General features: G+C 32.6%; 16 protein-coding genes and 2 pseudogenes. 14 read left to right on the forward strand and 4 right to left on the reverse strand.

All coding sequences use genetic code 11. The features are described from left to right. Positions 1 to 89: 89 nt before the first annotated feature. The 6 genes and pseudogenes from BAQ44_RS19420 to BAQ44_RS19445 all read left to right on the forward strand — a co-directional run bounded on the left by BAQ44_RS19420 (position 90) and on the right by BAQ44_RS19445 (position 5,128). Complete coding sequence (locus BAQ44_RS19420; RefSeq protein WP_071723068.1) at positions 90 to 899, forward strand: MerR family transcriptional regulator; 810 nt, start codon at positions 90 to 92, stop codon at positions 897 to 899. 369 nt (positions 900 to 1,268) lie between these two features. After that, entirely contained in the window at positions 1,269 to 1,715 is a 447-nt protein-coding gene (locus BAQ44_RS19425; RefSeq protein ID WP_071723070.1) for a MarR family winged helix-turn-helix transcriptional regulator, read from the forward strand. A gap of 32 nt (positions 1,716 to 1,747) precedes the next feature. After that, a complete protein-coding gene (locus BAQ44_RS19430) occupies positions 1,748 to 2,692 on the forward strand; it encodes an acetyl-CoA carboxylase carboxyltransferase subunit alpha (RefSeq protein WP_071723072.1) in 945 nt (314 codons plus the stop codon). A 459-nt stretch (positions 2,693 to 3,151) separates the two neighbouring features. Next, positions 3,152 to 3,395, forward strand: a pseudogene (locus tag BAQ44_RS19435) (helix-turn-helix domain-containing protein); the annotation flags it as partial. A 63-nt stretch (positions 3,396 to 3,458) separates the two neighbouring features. Continuing rightward, the gene (locus BAQ44_RS19440; RefSeq protein ID WP_071723074.1) at positions 3,459 to 4,424 is read left to right on the forward strand and encodes a helix-turn-helix transcriptional regulator; all 966 of its coding nucleotides are present in this window, start codon (positions 3,459 to 3,461) and stop codon (positions 4,422 to 4,424) included. Between the two features lie 71 nt (positions 4,425 to 4,495). Further along, on the forward strand, positions 4,496 to 5,128 hold the full coding sequence (locus BAQ44_RS19445; protein WP_071723076.1) for a type 1 glutamine amidotransferase family protein: 633 nt from the start codon (positions 4,496 to 4,498) through the stop codon (positions 5,126 to 5,128). Between the two features lie 127 nt (positions 5,129 to 5,255). On the opposite strand, the gene BAQ44_RS19450 is transcribed toward BAQ44_RS19445, so the two are convergent. Beyond that, positions 5,256 to 5,912, reverse strand: a complete 657-nt coding sequence (locus tag BAQ44_RS19450) for a hypothetical protein (RefSeq protein WP_249024748.1) — start codon at positions 5,910 to 5,912, stop codon at positions 5,256 to 5,258. A 17-nt stretch (positions 5,913 to 5,929) separates the two neighbouring features. Beyond that, positions 5,930 to 7,146: pseudogene (locus BAQ44_RS19455) on the reverse strand (MFS transporter). A 132-nt stretch (positions 7,147 to 7,278) separates the two neighbouring features. On the opposite strand from BAQ44_RS19455, the gene BAQ44_RS19460 reads away from it, so the two are divergent. Next, positions 7,279 to 7,710 (forward strand): D-glycero-alpha-D-manno-heptose-1,7-bisphosphate 7-phosphatase, encoded by a 432-nt coding sequence (locus BAQ44_RS19460; RefSeq protein WP_249024749.1) that lies wholly within the window; start codon positions 7,279 to 7,281, stop codon positions 7,708 to 7,710. A 172-nt stretch (positions 7,711 to 7,882) separates the two neighbouring features. Continuing rightward, positions 7,883 to 8,458 (forward strand): NUDIX hydrolase, encoded by a 576-nt coding sequence (locus tag BAQ44_RS19465; protein ID WP_071723080.1) that lies wholly within the window; start codon positions 7,883 to 7,885, stop codon positions 8,456 to 8,458. Between the two features lie 42 nt (positions 8,459 to 8,500). Here BAQ44_RS19465 and BAQ44_RS19470 read toward each other — a convergent pair whose 3' ends face one another. Further along, on the reverse strand, positions 8,501 to 9,217 hold the full coding sequence (locus BAQ44_RS19470) for an SDR family oxidoreductase (protein ID WP_071723081.1): 717 nt from the start codon (positions 9,215 to 9,217) through the stop codon (positions 8,501 to 8,503). Between the two features lie 185 nt (positions 9,218 to 9,402). Between BAQ44_RS19470 and BAQ44_RS19475 the strand changes: the two genes are divergently transcribed. The 5 genes from BAQ44_RS19475 (at position 9,403) to BAQ44_RS19495 (ending at position 13,518) form a co-directional block, all read left to right on the forward strand. After that, on the forward strand, positions 9,403 to 9,741 hold the full coding sequence (locus BAQ44_RS19475; protein ID WP_071723084.1) for a winged helix-turn-helix transcriptional regulator: 339 nt from the start codon (positions 9,403 to 9,405) through the stop codon (positions 9,739 to 9,741). Between the two features lie 237 nt (positions 9,742 to 9,978). Further along, a complete protein-coding gene (locus BAQ44_RS19480; RefSeq protein WP_071723086.1) occupies positions 9,979 to 10,842 on the forward strand; it encodes a serine/threonine protein kinase in 864 nt (287 codons plus the stop codon). Between the two features lie 69 nt (positions 10,843 to 10,911). Further along, on the forward strand, positions 10,912 to 11,664 hold the full coding sequence (locus tag BAQ44_RS19485; RefSeq protein WP_063262226.1) for a class I SAM-dependent methyltransferase: 753 nt from the start codon (positions 10,912 to 10,914) through the stop codon (positions 11,662 to 11,664). Between the two features lie 193 nt (positions 11,665 to 11,857). Further along, positions 11,858 to 12,652, forward strand: a complete 795-nt coding sequence (locus tag BAQ44_RS19490; RefSeq protein ID WP_071723088.1) for a VOC family protein — start codon at positions 11,858 to 11,860, stop codon at positions 12,650 to 12,652. 116 nt (positions 12,653 to 12,768) lie between these two features. Further along, the gene (locus BAQ44_RS19495) at positions 12,769 to 13,518 is read left to right on the forward strand and encodes an aminoglycoside phosphotransferase family protein (protein WP_071723093.1); all 750 of its coding nucleotides are present in this window, start codon (positions 12,769 to 12,771) and stop codon (positions 13,516 to 13,518) included. Positions 13,519 to 13,602: 84 nt separating this feature from the next. On the opposite strand, the gene BAQ44_RS19500 is transcribed toward BAQ44_RS19495, so the two are convergent. Then, complete coding sequence (locus BAQ44_RS19500; protein ID WP_071723095.1) at positions 13,603 to 14,550, reverse strand: phosphotransferase enzyme family protein; 948 nt, start codon at positions 14,548 to 14,550, stop codon at positions 13,603 to 13,605. A gap of 191 nt (positions 14,551 to 14,741) precedes the next feature. Between BAQ44_RS19500 and BAQ44_RS19505 the strand changes: the two genes are divergently transcribed. After that, positions 14,742 to 15,818: a helix-turn-helix domain-containing protein gene (locus tag BAQ44_RS19505; protein ID WP_071723097.1), complete on the forward strand. Its 1,077-nt coding sequence runs from the start codon at positions 14,742 to 14,744 to the stop codon at positions 15,816 to 15,818. Positions 15,819 to 16,054: the final 236 nt, after the last annotated feature.

Raw genomic sequence — 16,054 nt, forward strand, 5'->3', positions numbered from 1 at the left:
CAAGTGTTATAAACAGTTGACTCTCACACGATGTCATTGTTTAAGATGAAGTTGAGCTTCGAAGTAGATGTAATTTATGGGAGGAAAATATGTTTAAAATAGGTGACTTTTCAAAACTATCTTCCATTAGTATTCGTATGTTGAGACACTACGATAAAGTAGAATTGCTACAGCCAGTAAAAATCAATGAACAAAGTAGATATCGATACTATTCAGCGGCCCAATTAAAGAAAGTAAATCAAATTCAAATGTTAAAAGATATGGGGTTTAATATTGCTACTATTAAAGAAATAGTAGCAAGCGATAATATGGAAGTAATAAAATCACAATTTAAAAATCGTAGTGCTCAAATAAAGGATGATATGGATGACCTCCAAAAACAATTACGTCTTCTCGAAGCCTCAATGAAAACGATGAGAGAGGATGTTGTTGAGATGGCCTATCATGTTTCAATAAAAGAAATTCCAGAAAGAGAAGTAGCTAGTGTTAGAAAGATTATTCCATCATATAATCGCGAAGGGGATTTATGGGGTATATTAATGCAAGAAATTCAAATGAAAAATATTAGTATTGCCCATCCGAGTTATAGTATTGCGGTTTTCCATGATCGTGAATACAAAGAAAATGATGTAGATGTAGAAATACAGCTAAGTATTTTAGGTAAGCATGAAAATACAAAAGACGTTACATTTAAAAAAATTGAATCTACTAATGTAGCTTCCATAATGGTTAATGGAAGTTATGAACAGATGACAGCTGTAAATGAGGCTGCAGCAAAATGGATTGAGACAGAAGGTTACGCATTAGTAGGCCCGATGTTTAATATTTACCATGTAAGCCCAGCGATGGAATCGGATCCTAATAAGTGGGTTACAGAAGTTTGTTATCCAGTTAAATGATGATAAAGAAAAAAGGCATATAATTAATGCCTTTTTTCTTTATGGGGTATTGTCACATGCCCATCAACTTAAGAATTTAGAACTCCCCCAAAAAAATTATGAGTTTTTTGTTACAAGTTATCACAAAATTTTCGTTTTTTAGGTAGTTTTATTTTCTTAGCTTGATTGCGATGAGCGGTACCCCATAAAGTCCCCTAATACATAATTGATGTTCTGCCATTTGTAGAAAACAATCCACTTATCCCATTTTAACAAGGAGAAATATCTCGTCCATGTTGTAATATTGGCTTACGTTAAGCTTGTGAAAAAAACATATTCATGTATAATACAATTGATGTATGATACATTAGTTGTAGGAGGGTGACCTATTTGAAAAGAGAAGATGCCTTAAAACTAAGAACAGATATTAAGAAAATGATTATAATAACTGGGGTTTTTGAATCTCAAAATTTGTCCAAAGGACCATTTGAAAAACCTTTACCAACTTCTCAAATGATGGCGTTAGAGGAACTAGAGGTAGAAAAATTAACTGTTTGGCAACTATCCAATAAACTTAGATTAGAGACTTCAACTGTAAGTAGATTGGTAGATAAGTTAGTAAAAAAGGGTCTTATTTATCGTGAAGTAAATGAAAAAAATAGAAGAGAACTTTTTCTGCACCTCACAGAAAAAGGTCACATAACTGTTAATTGCTTAAGAGAGCAATCCATTACATTTTATCAAAGTATTCTCAATAATTTATCAGAATCAGAACAAAAAATAGTTGTGGATGGTTTTGAATTATTTATTGATTCTATTTCTAAGTCTTTTGATTAGAGTGAGGTAAGTCATAACATTTGGAGGATAAAATGAGTTTGCATTTTGAACGTCCTATTATTGAATTAAAAGAGAAATTTGATGAATTAAAGAAAATAATGAAAGAAAATAATGTAGATTTATCGTCAGAAATTCATGAATTAGAAAAACGTTTAAATAAAATGCAAGATAAGATTTATTCTAATATTACACCTTTTCAACGAGTTCAAATTGCAAGGCTACGTAACCGACCTACGACATTGGACTATATACCTTTATTGTTTACAAACTTTCTCGAACTTCATGGTGATCGATTATATGGTGATGATAAAGCAATGATAGGTGGTATTGCAAAATTTAAAGGAATGCCCGTTACGGTTATTGGTCATCAAAGAGGTAGAAATACAAAGGAAAGTATAGAAAGAAATTTTGGAATGGCACATCCAGAAGGTTATAGAAAAGCGCTAAGACTCATGAAACAAGCTGATAAATTTAATCGCCCTATTATTACATTTATTGATACAATAGGCGCCTATCCAGGGGTAGGGTCTGAAGAACGTGGAATTTCTGAAGCGATAGCTCGAAATCTATTTGAAATGACTACACTTAAAGTGCCAATTGTTTGTATTGTAATTGGAGAGGCATCAAGTGGTGGAGCTCTTGGCATTAGTGTCGGTAACCATATCCATATGTTAGAGTATTCATGGTACTCGGTAATTTCGCCAGAAGGAGCAGCATCTATCCTATGGAAGGACGCTAAGTATGCTCCAGAAGCTGCTGAACATATGAAAATTTCAGCAAAAGATTTAAAACATTTAGGAATTATTGATGAAATCATTCCTGAAATTAAAGGTGGAGCACAAAATGATATAAAATCACAGGCAAAAATGATTGAATCTGTAATCGAATCATCTCTAAAAAAATTGATACTATTATCCTCGGAAGAGCTTATACAACAGCGGTATGAAAAGTATAGACAAATAGAGAATTATAAATGAAAATATTTAGATTCTCGCAAAAAAATTTCAAATATTTTGTAAGTAACCTCTTAAACTGGGATATGCTGATACTATTACTCTACAAAAGATGTGTGATCGGTATGGAAAAGGAAAATTTGTTCAAATGGAAGCATTATCACATACCCATTAACTCAAGAAATTGATTGTTCCCCAAAACGAAAAAATGAGCTGAATTCTCATGAATGTCTGTAAAAATATGGGAATTTAGTTGTGGGGGGGATCTCAAAAGCTTAGGTTGATGGCAATGGGGTATCGTCAGGGAAATACGGATTTACAATGATGCTAAGCCTTTTTTTCTGACGATTCTCCCGTTTTTAACAACGTTAAGAAAGTTTCAGTGGTCTTAAAGAATCTAATTAGATCACTTTCTCCGAATTAAAATGGTATTCTCCTAGCAAATTAATATGTTCCCAGCAAAAAGGTGACATATGGTGCAATATTATGGTTATGGCGGGTGTAAACCAATCAGAACGTGATCTTATTCGTATGCGGTAGCGTGAAGGAATTGAACTGGCTAAGAAAAAAGGAAAGTTTAAAGGTCGGTTAAAGAAGTACTATAAAAATCATGCAAGATGTAGTAAAGCTTTATAAAGAGGGAGATATGACTGTAAATCAAATTTGTGAAATTACAAATGTGTCTAGGGATTCGTTATATAGAAAGCTATGGGAAAGGAACAGTTGATGAATTATATCAAAAATCGGAAATATATAATAGAAAATAAGTTTTATATTGAGGTGGAATTATATGCCTAAAATTGACAATATGTTAGCGATTCTATGGATGCTTCGTTCAGGTGAAAAAATTACTGCAAAACAAATTTCAGAAAAGTTAGAGATGAATATAAGGACTGTGTATCGTTATATTGATACAATTTCAACAAGTGGCGTACCTATCATTTCAGAACCAGGACATAACGGTGGATACACTTTATTGAATAATTTTATTGAGGCTCCTCTATTTTTTGATTTTGAGGAGCAAACTGCACTATTTCACGCTGCTGTTTTTGCAGAAGAAGCCGGATATTATGGAGGTGAAGCACTAAATCGGGCCATTTCAAAACTAAGTAAATACTCAAATCAAGAGCAGGAAACAAAGATAAACCAACATTTAGCTAGTCTTGAAGTAATAAGTCGATTAAGTTCACTCCCTATGGAACCTTTTTTGAAGGAGTTGGAGCAGGCCGTAGCTGACGGCTACTCAGTAAAAATTCTTTACCATAAAAGTGGCGAAAAGCAATTAAATTATAGATTGGTCGATCCGTACAAAATTATCTATTGGAATAATAAGTGGTATGTGATTGGATTTTGTCATCTTAGGAATGATATCCGTAGTTTTAGAGTAGATCGAATTGAAAGTCTAATGCTAACAGAAAATAAGTTTAACCGACCAGAAAATTTTTCAGCACGTGACTTTTTTATAAATGGTCTTCTTCCAACTATAAAAGATAAGAAAGAGACTATTTCTTTGGTTATTAATGGGGATAAAAGTGTATTGGCTGATATTTGCCAACATTGGTTTTTAGGACATTATTTACAAGAACGGACTTCAAATCAAGCCGTTTTTCTTCTTGAAAAAGATATATTACATACATATGTACCTTATTTACTTTTACCGTACAATAAATCTATTAAAGTTATTGAGCCAATAAGTCTTAAGAAAAGACTTATTGAAGTTCTTTCGGAATTAATAAAATTTCATCAAGTAATATAACTTCCCTGACGTTAACTGTCAGGGAAGTTATATTATAATAGCTATATAAATTGTGATTGGAGTGTTATTGGATGCAAACAAAAAAAGTATTTCTATATGTATTTAATACAATGTCAGACTGGGAATATGGATATTTAATTGCTGAATTAAACTCAGGAAGATATTTCAAAAAAGATTTAGCACCTTTAAAAGTAATTACAGTAGGAGCTAATAAAGAAATGATTACTACTATGGGAGGACTGGGCATAAAACCAGATATTTCCCTTGATGAATGTACTCTTGAGAGTAAAGATCTTTTAATTTTACCAGGAGGGACTACTTGGAGTGAAGAAATTCATCAACCCATCTTGGAAAGAATTGGCCAAGCTTTAAAACTTGGTACTATTGTTGCGGCAATTTGTGGTGCAACTGAGGGCCTCGCGAATATGGGATACTTAGATACTAGAAAGCATACAAGTAATAACTTAGAATATACTAAAATGGTATGTCCTAACTATAAAGGAGAAAAGTTCTATGAGTTGGAATCTGCGGTATCTGATGCGAATTTAGTTACTGCATCAGGAATAGCTCCTCTGGAATTCGCAGTGGAGGTACTGAAAAAAATAGATGTATTTACACCAGATACAATACATGCATGGTATAACCTAAATAAGACTCATAAACCTGAATACTTCTTCCAGTTAATGAATTCAATAAATAAATAAGTAAATAAATGAAGTAACTGAAAAGCTCATTTTCTCTATTTCGATTTGTAGAGATAATGAGCTTTTTAATTTGGACTTTCCTTATCGTTGTAAATCCGCATTTTCCTGACGCTAGCCATTTATCAATTTATCCGTAAATATCAAGAGAAATTACTTCTTGATTCGATTCGTCAACTACTAGCACAATTTCATTTGCAAATGTACAAAATGAGCGGAGTGTAATGGAATCCTTTAATGACTCTTTTAAGAACCAACCTGTTGGTACTAAAGAAATGCAACCCTCTTTTTGAAAGAAAGAATGTTTGAGGAAATATGCTATTTCTTGAGTTTCTTTTAAGAACATCGGATCAATGCAATCGAATAGTACAGAATAATATTTTAATGTTCTTCTACCGACAATTCTATTAAAAGAACGGCTGCGGTATAAATCAGGCACTACGGGATATATACCGTTAGTTAGAAGTGCTTTTAAAGTTTGTTTTGATTCTTCCTTTAAACCTATCATGAAAATTTCATGTAATTCATTATTAATATAAACTTGTTTCACATCTTTATAATGAGGGATTAATTCATTTTTAACTATATTTAAAGTAATGTCATTTGTAATGGGAAAGGACGTATAAACGTCCTCTTCAAGTATGAAATCCATGCCACTGAAAAGTTGGCAAATTGGACTGAGAGAAGTCTTTGAAGATACAGGTGGTGCCTTTTCTATATAAAAATCTTCATTTATAGTAGGTGCTGGATATTTTTGCTCTTCGATTTCAATTAACCAATCATACATAATTATCTTTCCTTCCATCATAGTTTTCGTATCGGACTATATAACGCAATAATAACTTCAAGTAGCTTCGTGAAAGCAGCTAAAGCAAATACAAGTACTGGATTATAGGCTGAAATAATACCTCCTACTAATGCCCCGAGTGGCATGGCTAATCGTGTAAGTACACGTGAAAATCCTAAAACCCTTCCTTGCATATTTGATGGAACAGTTTCCTGGCGAACTGTGGCTACAATTATATTCCATGCAATATTGCAATACCGAAAGCAATGCCAGGAGCAAACCAATATGTACTCCAAAGTGCGAAAGTTAAGCCAATTGCTCCAGCGAATAGGAGTAAAGGAATTAGGAGGCCGCGCTGCAATCTCTTTTCTAAAGGAACTGCAATCAAGCTTCCTAAAATCCCACCGATGCCAATTAATGAATAATTAAAGCCACTTTGTTCCGGGGTAAGTTGCAATGTGGATAGTAAATAATACATGAATACACCTAAAACCGCACTTGCTCCAAAGTTTCCAATCATAGCTTGAAAAGATAAAGCTATATTTAAGCGATCATTTTTGAGCCATTTAAACCCATTAAACAAATCCGATAGAATATTTTGAAGTGTATTTTTATCATTATTTTGGCTGTTTACAGTTTTAATTGATGGTAATAACATCACAGCAACTAATGTTGCAATAAATGAAAGAACATTAATCCAAAGCACTTGAAAGCCTCCAATAAAAGATATGAAAATCCCAGCTATCATTGGACCAAACAAACTAGCCAATTGATTAATCATTTGATAGAAAGAATTAGCCTTCGTTAATGATGCTCCTGCGATGTGTGGAATGACTGTAACAGTTGTTACATCAAAAAGCATAGACATAACTGCTAAGGTAAAAGTAATTACGTATAAATGCCAGATTTCTAATAGATGTAATGTATGTAGAATGGGAACAAGACTTACTAAAATAATATTGGTAATATCCGCTATCCAAAGTAACTTTTTTCGATCGTATCGATCAATTATTACACCAACTAAAGGGTCAAATAAAACAATTGGCAATACATTAATAGCAAATAAAGAACTCATAATTACAGCTGAATCGGTTAATTGATAGGCAATCCAAGGAAGCGCAAAAGTATACAGTGAATCCCCGATTCGTGAAATGAGTAAGCCAAAAATAAATATCTTGTATTCTTTCGAAAAAGTTGTCTTTACGGTAAGCTTGCGTTCTAGTATAAATTTCACAACTGTTTGAACCACCTTTATTATAGAGGAATTCGAAAATCATCCGTCCAATATTTGTTATGTATAGAATTCTGTAATTTTTAGATGAATCCTACTTTTTAGAGGTATTTTAAAACTTAAAGGAGGAAAAAAATGAAGGCAGTATTTTTAGATAGAGATGGAACAATTGGAGGGTCAGGTGGGGGAATTCACCCAAATGAATTTACATTATTTGATTTTGCGCCTAAAGCAATACAAAAGTTAAATAACTTAGGATTAAAAGTGTTTTTATATACAAATCAAACTATAATTGGAAGGGGATATTTCACCGAAAAAGAACTGCTTAAAGGATTTCAAAAGATGCAACAAATTTTAAAAGATGAAGATGTATATATAGATGGAATGTACTATTGTCCACATAAAATGAATAATAGTTGCGACTGCCAAAAACCGAATATAGGTTTACTTTTGAAAGCAGCGGAAGAACATGGTCCACGCTTAAAAGAATGTTTTCTTATTGGAGATACAGGGAGTACAGATATGATTGCAGCTGAAAGGGCTAATATGAAAAAGATTTTAGTATGAACAGGATGGGGAGAAAGCTCATTAACAAAGTATAGAAATTCGTGGAAAGAAACAGTACCTGAGTATATAGCACAAAATCTACTTGATGCTGCGAGTTGGATTGAAGATAATTTAAATACATAATAAAATTATAGTAAACTATTTTGTTCAAAGGTCGTTAGGAGGGAAAATGTTGATACAAATAGATAAGAATGTGCGAACAGCTGGTGCGTATGTAGTGTATAAAAATTTATTTGTTTTTCAAGTTGGTCCAACGAGTAAAGGGGGTACATTAGGTGTAGTAAGGCTGGGGGGACATAAAGAAGCCGATGAAACGGCAGTAGAAACTGCTAAAAGAGAAGTGAAAGAAGAAGCTGCTATCGATATTGCAATATTCAGTTCACCAAGTACATATTATAAAGAGAATTGGAATGCACAATCAAAGAAAATAAGAGTAGAAAATGAAATCAATCCAATATTAATTATTGATAGCCCAGATGAAACTTTATCTATTATGTATATGGCACATTCAGAAAATGAACCAACTCCATCCTCTGAAACAAACGGGTTATTATTGCTTTCAGTAAGTGATATTAAGCTAATTTGTAGTAAGGAAATAACACTAAACGATTATATTAAACAAGGTGGAATGGCTATATTGAAAGAAAAAATAAATAAAGATTTAATCTTACAACCGTTTCCGCAACTTATGTTTTTAGCGGAACTTTTAAAAGAGGATCCTATATGGCTTCAGCAGATTCTCAATTAGCAACAAAAGCCACCTTAATAAGTGGCTTTTGTTTTACATAATTTAATGATAAGTGTATCCTCCATCAGGAAACAGTACATTACCTGTAGAAAAACTATTTTGCATTAAATATAGTACAGTATGCGCAATTTCATCATTGTGCCCAGGGCGTTTTACAAGAGATAGAGATTTATAAGTTTCATAAGCAGCTAGTCTATTTTCATTTTGTTCATTCTCTCTTTGTATTGTTCCGGGAGAAACAACATTAACTCTAATTGGAGCTAGCTCAACAGCTAAAGCTTTCCCTAAACTTTCAATAGCACCATTACATGCTCCGTAAGCAGGTGCTCCTTTAAGTGGCCTTTGACTAAATGCACCGGACATTAATACGATAGATCCAGAGTTTGAAAGAAAAGGAACTGCATATTTTACAGCATAATATTGTGGCCAAAACTTTCCGATAAAGCTACTTTCGGCAATATCATCTGTGGTGGTTATTGGTCCGAGTGTGTAAGAAGCTCCTGGTGTGAACAAATGATTAAAATCCCCAATGCTCTTGAAAAACGCTTGTAATTGGTTTTTATCTTGGTTATCCAATACATAAGTCTGAAGATGATTGTTATTAATTACTTCTTGAGCAATCATTAATTTTTCTTTGGATTTTCCTGCAATAATAACATGTGCGCCTTGTTCAATTGCTTGTTGTGCTGTTGCAAACCCAATACCAGAACTCCCACCAATGATAATGATTCGGCTACCTTTTAATGTAGTAATAGACATATTTAAGCCACTCCTTTAATAAAAACTTTAAAATAAAGTTGTTATGCCTTTATTATTCGCTAAAAGATAGCAAGTGAAAAGTACGCACTTTTTATGTACATAGTCGCATATTTCGTACTAATCACTATTCATGCGGATATGCAATGTGAAAAAAGATTTGTGATGTCAGAGGAGAGGTGTGAAAAATGGATTTACAAGAACCGAAGTTAAAAGGAGTAATAGCAACATTACAAATAATCGGTGGGAAATGGAAACCACTCATTTTGTTTATATTATTAACAGACGGAACAAAACGGTTTGGTGAAATAAAGCGATTAATACCAGATATCTCTCAAGGGACGTTAGCAAAGCAATTACGGGAATTAGAGCAAGATCAACTAATAGAACGCGAGATTTATCAAGAAATACCACCTAAAGTGGAATATAGTTTATCAGAGCATGGAAAAACAGTAAGTACAGTGTTAGATAGTATGTGTGGTTGGGGAAGAAGACATTTAGATTATATAAATAGAAATAAACTATAAAATTATTATGTAAACTATCTGTGCACATGAAATATATTTTCCTTATAATTTGTATTCTATAATATATAATAGAAAGTAAGAATATTTCGGTAGTGATTGAATGAAATTAAGGACCTTTATTTGAAAGGAGTGATGTTTTATGAAGAAACAGACGAAAGTAAAGTATGAGGTAAAAATCATTTGAGTATGCGTATCATGCCTCTATAAACTACGTTCGCTCAAAGCTAGGAGCAGCGCATGATAAATATTACAATAGGAAAAAATCAATACCCAATAACATTAGCTGAGGAACATAATTTTGATTGGTTAAAGGGTGTAGAAGTATTTACTGTTTTTGATCAGCAAGATTCAGGAAATATTAGCTTTGGTATTATTGAGAATGGACAACGCTATTTTTTGAAGTATGCTGGTGCACGTAATTTAGAGTATAAAGGTAATGTAGAGGATGCAATTCAACGATTAATGAAAGCAAAGGAAGTATATGAACAAATTCAACATCCTTTACTAGTTCCATATATTAATTCGATTCAAATGAAAAATGGATTTTGTTTAAGGTTTCATTGGATTGATGGGGAATGCATGCACAATCATTGGAACTTTACACCGTTTGAAAAGCACCATTCACCAAATTCGCCTTTTGTGAAGTTAAGAAAATTATGTGTGTCGAAGAGACTTAACATATTGACACAAATTTTTGAGTTTGCAGCATATGTGGAGTCACTAGGCTATGTCATGGTTGATTTTTATGACGGTAGTATTTTATATAATTTTGAACAATCAAAACTGACGATTTGTGATATTGATTTCTTTCAAAAAACACCTGTATTCAATGAAATTGGGGAGGATTTTTGGGGAACAGCTCGCTTTAAAGCACCGGAGGAATATGAACTGCATGCACAAATTACAAGCGAAACGAATGTGTATGTGTTAGCCGGAATTGCTTTTTCCTTTATCGGCGAGAAAAATGATAAAAGCTATGAAAAATGGGAAAGTACACAAGAATTATATAATATATGTAAAAAAGCGCTACATAAAGAAAAAAGTAAAAGGTACCGTACTGTTCAAGCGTTTTATGAAGCTTGGCTTGCGTATATAGAATAAATAATTGATGGCTCATTTTCATTAAGAAGCTATGGAATATATAAGCATCAACAAAGGGGAAAGCATAAAATGAACGAATTAGAGTACAAAAACTTTTATGATAAAGTAGGAAGAATAAATGGATGGGATTTTAGTAAAGTAAAATGTGAAACTGTAGGAGATACATGGGATTTTTATAGTGAGGTAAAAGAAAGATGCAAGCCATCACATATTTTACTTGATGTTGGTACAGGTGGAGGAGAAAATGTACTTAATATATCATCTTCAGCTAAATTGTTAATCGGAATAGATAATTCTAATGGCATGATTGAAACAGCACATTCTAACTTAAAGAAATCAGATGTACAGAATGTTGAGTTTCTTCAAATGGATTCTGAAGCTTTAACGTTTCCACATGCGCATTTTGATATTGCTTCTAGTTGTCACGCGCCATTTATAGCATCCGAATTAGCAAAAGTAATGAAAAAAGGTGCTTTGTTTTTAACGCAACAAGTTAGCGAACATGATAAATTGAACCTAAAAGAAGCATTTGGAAGAGGACAATGCTTAGGCGAAAGAGATGGAACTTTAAAAGAAAAGTGTATGGCTGAACTTATAAATGCAGGATTTGAACTCGTGCAAGTACGTGAATATGATGTTACTGATTATTACAGTACGGCTGAAGATCTTATTTTCTTATTAAAACATACGCCTATTATTTCTAGGTTTGGAGAAGAGGATGAGGATTTTACTATTTTACAAAAGTTCATTGATGCAAATAGTTCTGAGAAAGGGATCCGTACGAATTCAAAAAGGTTTATGATTATTGCTGTAAAATCATAATGTGTTTTATTGTAGAAGCTGCTTTTCGTTTGAGGAAAGGCAGCTTTTTTGTATGGAAACAATGCAGGATAAATTTAAATATTCATACTAAAGTTGTAGCTTTTATATGAAAAATCCACCCTTCCGTTTGATTTTATCTATTTATAATTGTCATACAATACGGATAGATAATCAGAAACAGGGGGAATGTAACGTGATTACACATATATCAGATATAAAATTACAAACGGTTTCGATAGAAGGGGTAAAGCAAGTATATAAGGACATATTATCTTTTCCAATAAAAAAAGAAACGGCATCACTTATTCAATTTGAAGTAACACCATATACAACAATTAGTTTTCAAGAAGTATACGAACCAATCGCACCTGCACATTTCGCTTTTGAAATCGCATATTCAAAATTTCATGAAACAGCAAAATGGCTAAAAGAGTCTGGATTACTTATTGCGAAATGGAAAAATGGTCATACAATTGATGAAGAGAGCGGTCGATTCAACTTATATTTCAGAGATGGAGATGGAAATCTTCTCGAAATTATCGCGCATAGTTATGTTAAAGCAGATGTATTAGTACCGCATTCCCCTTTAAACATTTTATATGTAAGGGAAATCGGACTTCCCGTTAAAAGTGTACCTGTATTTACAGAATGGCTAAAATCAAATCTAAATATGAAAACGATGGAAGATGGGGATATTTTCAACTTTGTTATAGGGGGCACAGCATATATTGTTGCAACATGGTGGCAACGACCTTGGATCCCAATTGCAATGAAAGCCATACCACCGAAAGTGCACGTATCTTTCGGAACACCAGATCAAGCATTTTTACAGCAAATCCAAATTAACTTTAAGAGAAATAGTGTCCCATTTCAATGTAAACATAATGAAGTATCATTTATTGAGCAGGGATATGCATTTTCAATTGTGCATACACCACATTTTCCTTCCAATGTTCCTAGTAAATTAAACTTACCACTTTCTATTTAAGGATAGAAAGTGGTAAGTTTTTAATATTTTCGTAGAGAAGGGTTTCCGCATAATTACACTGAATTTATATAGGAGTATAAGGTGTCAGCTTAATTTACAATAAGGAGAGAAATGAATTGAATTTAGGAAATCCGATAGCTAAAGGGAATACAGCGGAAATCTATCTCTATGATAGTAAGGTTGTAAAATTATTTAAAGAATATCTTCCAGATACAGAGTCTATAAATGAAGCAAAAAAACAAAAATATGCTTATTCATGCGGGCTACCAGTTCCAAACGTATTTGAAGTGACAAAGATACAAAATAGGCAGGCAATTATTATGGAATACATAAAAGGAAATAGTATTGGTGATCTCCTGCTAAATAATCTAAATGAGGCAGAGCATTACATAAATATTTGTGTGAATGAACAAAAGAAGATTCATTCTATTCGTATGAACACAGATGAAATAGAATCAATGAGAGAAAGATTAGAGCGACAAATTAAATCTGTTTTTAAATTGGATGAAAAACAAAAGGGAAATATATTGAATAAGCTACATTCAATCAAATTTGAACCAAGATTATGTCATGGGGATTTTCATCCGTTTAATCTAATTTTGAGTAATAAGAGTGTGAATATTATAGATTGGGTTGATGCTAGTTCAGGTGACATTCGTGCAGATGTGTTTCGGACATATTTATTGTATGCACAGTCTTATATAGAATTAGCGGAAATGTATTTGCAAATATATTGCAGGAATACCGATCTAACAAGAGATGAAATTTTTCAATGGGCTCCTATTATTATTGCAGCTAGATTTGCTGAGAGGGTATCTCCGCAAAATGAATTGTATTTAAACAGATTATTGAATCAGTATTTATAAGTAATGAAACAAAGGTTGTCTAGTAGCTAATTAGTAAATGCTGTTGTTTAACTAAATTTTCCTTGTAGTTAAACAACAGCATTTTTAAACATTAATATAGGTATATTTAGTTTCGATCTTCAGCCTATAAAGGTTCATTATCCGTACTTGTTCCTCAGTTAATTCTTCTTTATCCCAATACATATGCATTAAGCTATATTCAAAAATCTCCTTTAATTTAATAAACATAGGCAACTTGTCTATCATCTCTTTAGGTAGCTCATTTTCCTCTTGATATCCGTCAAATATTGCTTTTGTAATAGAATGTTCATAGTCTGCGATATTCCCATTTCCAGCAAATGAATATTCTATCGCACTATAAATAGGAACTGCTAAATCAAATATATAAAAATGTTTTTCACAGTCTTGAAAATCAATCATTGTTAAGTTTGAATTGTTTTCAACTAAAATGTTTTCTAACCATAAATCACCGTGAATTAAGCCATAATTCGAAGTAGATTTCTCTAGCCCCTTTATAGAAGTTAAAACGTCAGAGGCAATTTCTCTTATAGTAGTTTCATCTTTAGGGATATACTTAAGAAAATTATATTCTTCATTTTCATACCAATCGTTTATATATTTAACCGGTTTAGTCTTTTCAAAGCTTTTAGAAATACGATGTAATTTTCCAATTTGTTTACCAAGCTTTTTAAATATATTAGAATTCCATTCACACCTTGGTAAATGTATACCAGGAGCAGCTTTATATAATACGGAAAAAATCTCCTTGTCTAATGTTAACCTTTCTACTAAATTCCCATTAAGAGAAGGTATTATTGGAGGAACTGCAAAACCATTTTCATATAAAAAGTTCGTATATGTAACTTCTTCTAACTGTTCTTCATATGTTTTGTAGTTTGTAATTCTAATGAAGTGTGTACCTAGTTCTGTAAAACATTGATACATTTCATTCGTTATTGGTTTCATGTTAATAAAATTTAACGAATATTGTTCATTTATGAATTGAAGTATTTCTTTTTCGTGATCGTTCATTGTAACGTCCTTTCTAAATTGAAATTTTTTGAACATAGAATTAATGAATCTTTATTTACAACATTCGTGTTTGATTTTGAAATCCTTTAAAAAGAAGCATGATGTAATGAATGCCCCATGCTACAAAACACAAGAAATATCAAAAGAAAGAAATAATTCTCTTGTATACTTATAAATAAGGAGTGAAGTAAATGAATGAACATATACAGAAGATGATTGATTGGATTGAGAGCAATTTAAAAGAAGAATTTTCATTAAATGAATTATCGCGTTATATGGGTTATTCTCCGTATTACTGCTCTTTTAGATTTCACCAAGTAACAGGCATTAGTATTAGACGTTATATTCTTTTGAGGAGATTATATTTATCTACGCGGGATTTGACGATTGATAGAAAGATAATCGATGTCGCTTTTGATTATGGGTATTCTTCCCAAGAAGCATATAGCCGGGCTTTCAAGAATGTTTTTGGAATGAATCCAAGAGAATTCCAACTTAACAAAATGCCTATTCAGTCATTTATTAAACTAAAAATAGAAGGGGAGTTTAAAATGAATATTTCTAGAAAATTAGAGGTTGAGCAGTTACGAAATGCGAAAAGAGAGCTGTTTGATAAAGATGTACTTAACATATTAAATGGTCAAATGCTGTATGAAGAATTTAAAACTGAGAAGCTAATGGGTGAGTCTGATTATGCGCCTTTTAACGAAGCAATGTGTGTAAATGTGGCTACTGCACAAGTTTTTAATGAAGAGTTTATTAAAACAAGAGCAGAAGGTCATAACAGTTCAATAGAAAGTTATACAAAAAAGGTTATAGACCCGTTAGAAAACCTTTTTACGAAAACGTATAAATGTATTGTTTTATGGTTCGGGGAAGATATGTTTTGCCAAATGACCCTACTTACCATGCTTTCTTACCTTGAACAGTCTTCTTATAAAGGGAAGGTATACTTAAATAGTTTCAGAGAGGATGAATTTAAAATAGATCAAATTGAACTTGAATTGGGGAATTATTCATCTATATACAATGAAGTATTAGTAAACCATAAAAAGACTTCCCGTAAGGTACCACCTGTAATGTATCAGGCTATAGACTTATATTTAGAAATGCTAAAAGAAGATAATATCGTAATGAAATTCATCTCTAAAAATCAAGGCTTATCAAATCATGAATTATTAATAAAGTTGTTTCAACTTTTTCCAACAATCGGATACGGTGATTCTCAGTACATAGAATTGATAAGTCAACTACCCCCACTGAGATAAAACATTTCAGTGGGGGCTTGAGTTAGAACACTAGGTCTTTTCGTCTATCGCTAGACAGTTTGACGCTCTAGCATTCATGCTACCATATGGTAACACCCCAAGTATGTTTTTGGTTGGTACTGGCAACGAACTATCGTTTTCCCACTTGCACCACCCTTTCGAAAAAGGGCAGTTCTTCCTTATGAAAGAAGCCACCACTCAGATGAATCTGGCGTGTACTACAAGCCCCGACAAGT

This window comes from Bacillus mobilis, assembly GCF_001884045.1.
Classification (GTDB): Bacteria; Bacillota; Bacilli; order Bacillales; family Bacillaceae_G; genus Bacillus_A; species Bacillus_A mobilis.

Coding starts and splice junctions, on each gene's coding strand:
- BAQ44_RS19480 (WP_071723086.1), top strand. CDS start 9,979: ATGATAAATATTACAATAGGAAAAAATCAATACCCAATAACATTAGCT.
- BAQ44_RS19440 (WP_071723074.1), top strand. CDS start 3,459: ATGCCTAAAATTGACAATATGTTAGCGATTCTATGGATGCTTCGTTCA.
- BAQ44_RS19430 (WP_071723072.1), top strand. CDS start 1,748: ATGAGTTTGCATTTTGAACGTCCTATTATTGAATTAAAAGAGAAATTT.
- BAQ44_RS19470 (WP_071723081.1), bottom strand. CDS start 9,217: ATGTCTATTACTACATTAAAAGGTAGCCGAATCATTATCATTGGTGGG.
- BAQ44_RS19500 (WP_071723095.1), bottom strand. CDS start 14,550: ATGAACGATCACGAAAAAGAAATACTTCAATTCATAAATGAACAATAT.
- BAQ44_RS19420 (WP_071723068.1), top strand. CDS start 90: ATGTTTAAAATAGGTGACTTTTCAAAACTATCTTCCATTAGTATTCGT.
- BAQ44_RS19485 (WP_063262226.1), top strand. CDS start 10,912: ATGAACGAATTAGAGTACAAAAACTTTTATGATAAAGTAGGAAGAATA.
- BAQ44_RS19505 (WP_071723097.1), top strand. CDS start 14,742: ATGAATGAACATATACAGAAGATGATTGATTGGATTGAGAGCAATTTA.
- BAQ44_RS19460 (WP_249024749.1), top strand. CDS start 7,279: ATGAAGGCAGTATTTTTAGATAGAGATGGAACAATTGGAGGGTCAGGT.
- BAQ44_RS19450 (WP_249024748.1), bottom strand. CDS start 5,912: ATGTATGATTGGTTAATTGAAATCGAAGAGCAAAAATATCCAGCACCT.
- BAQ44_RS19445 (WP_071723076.1), top strand. CDS start 4,496: ATGCAAACAAAAAAAGTATTTCTATATGTATTTAATACAATGTCAGAC.
- BAQ44_RS19475 (WP_071723084.1), top strand. CDS start 9,403: ATGGATTTACAAGAACCGAAGTTAAAAGGAGTAATAGCAACATTACAA.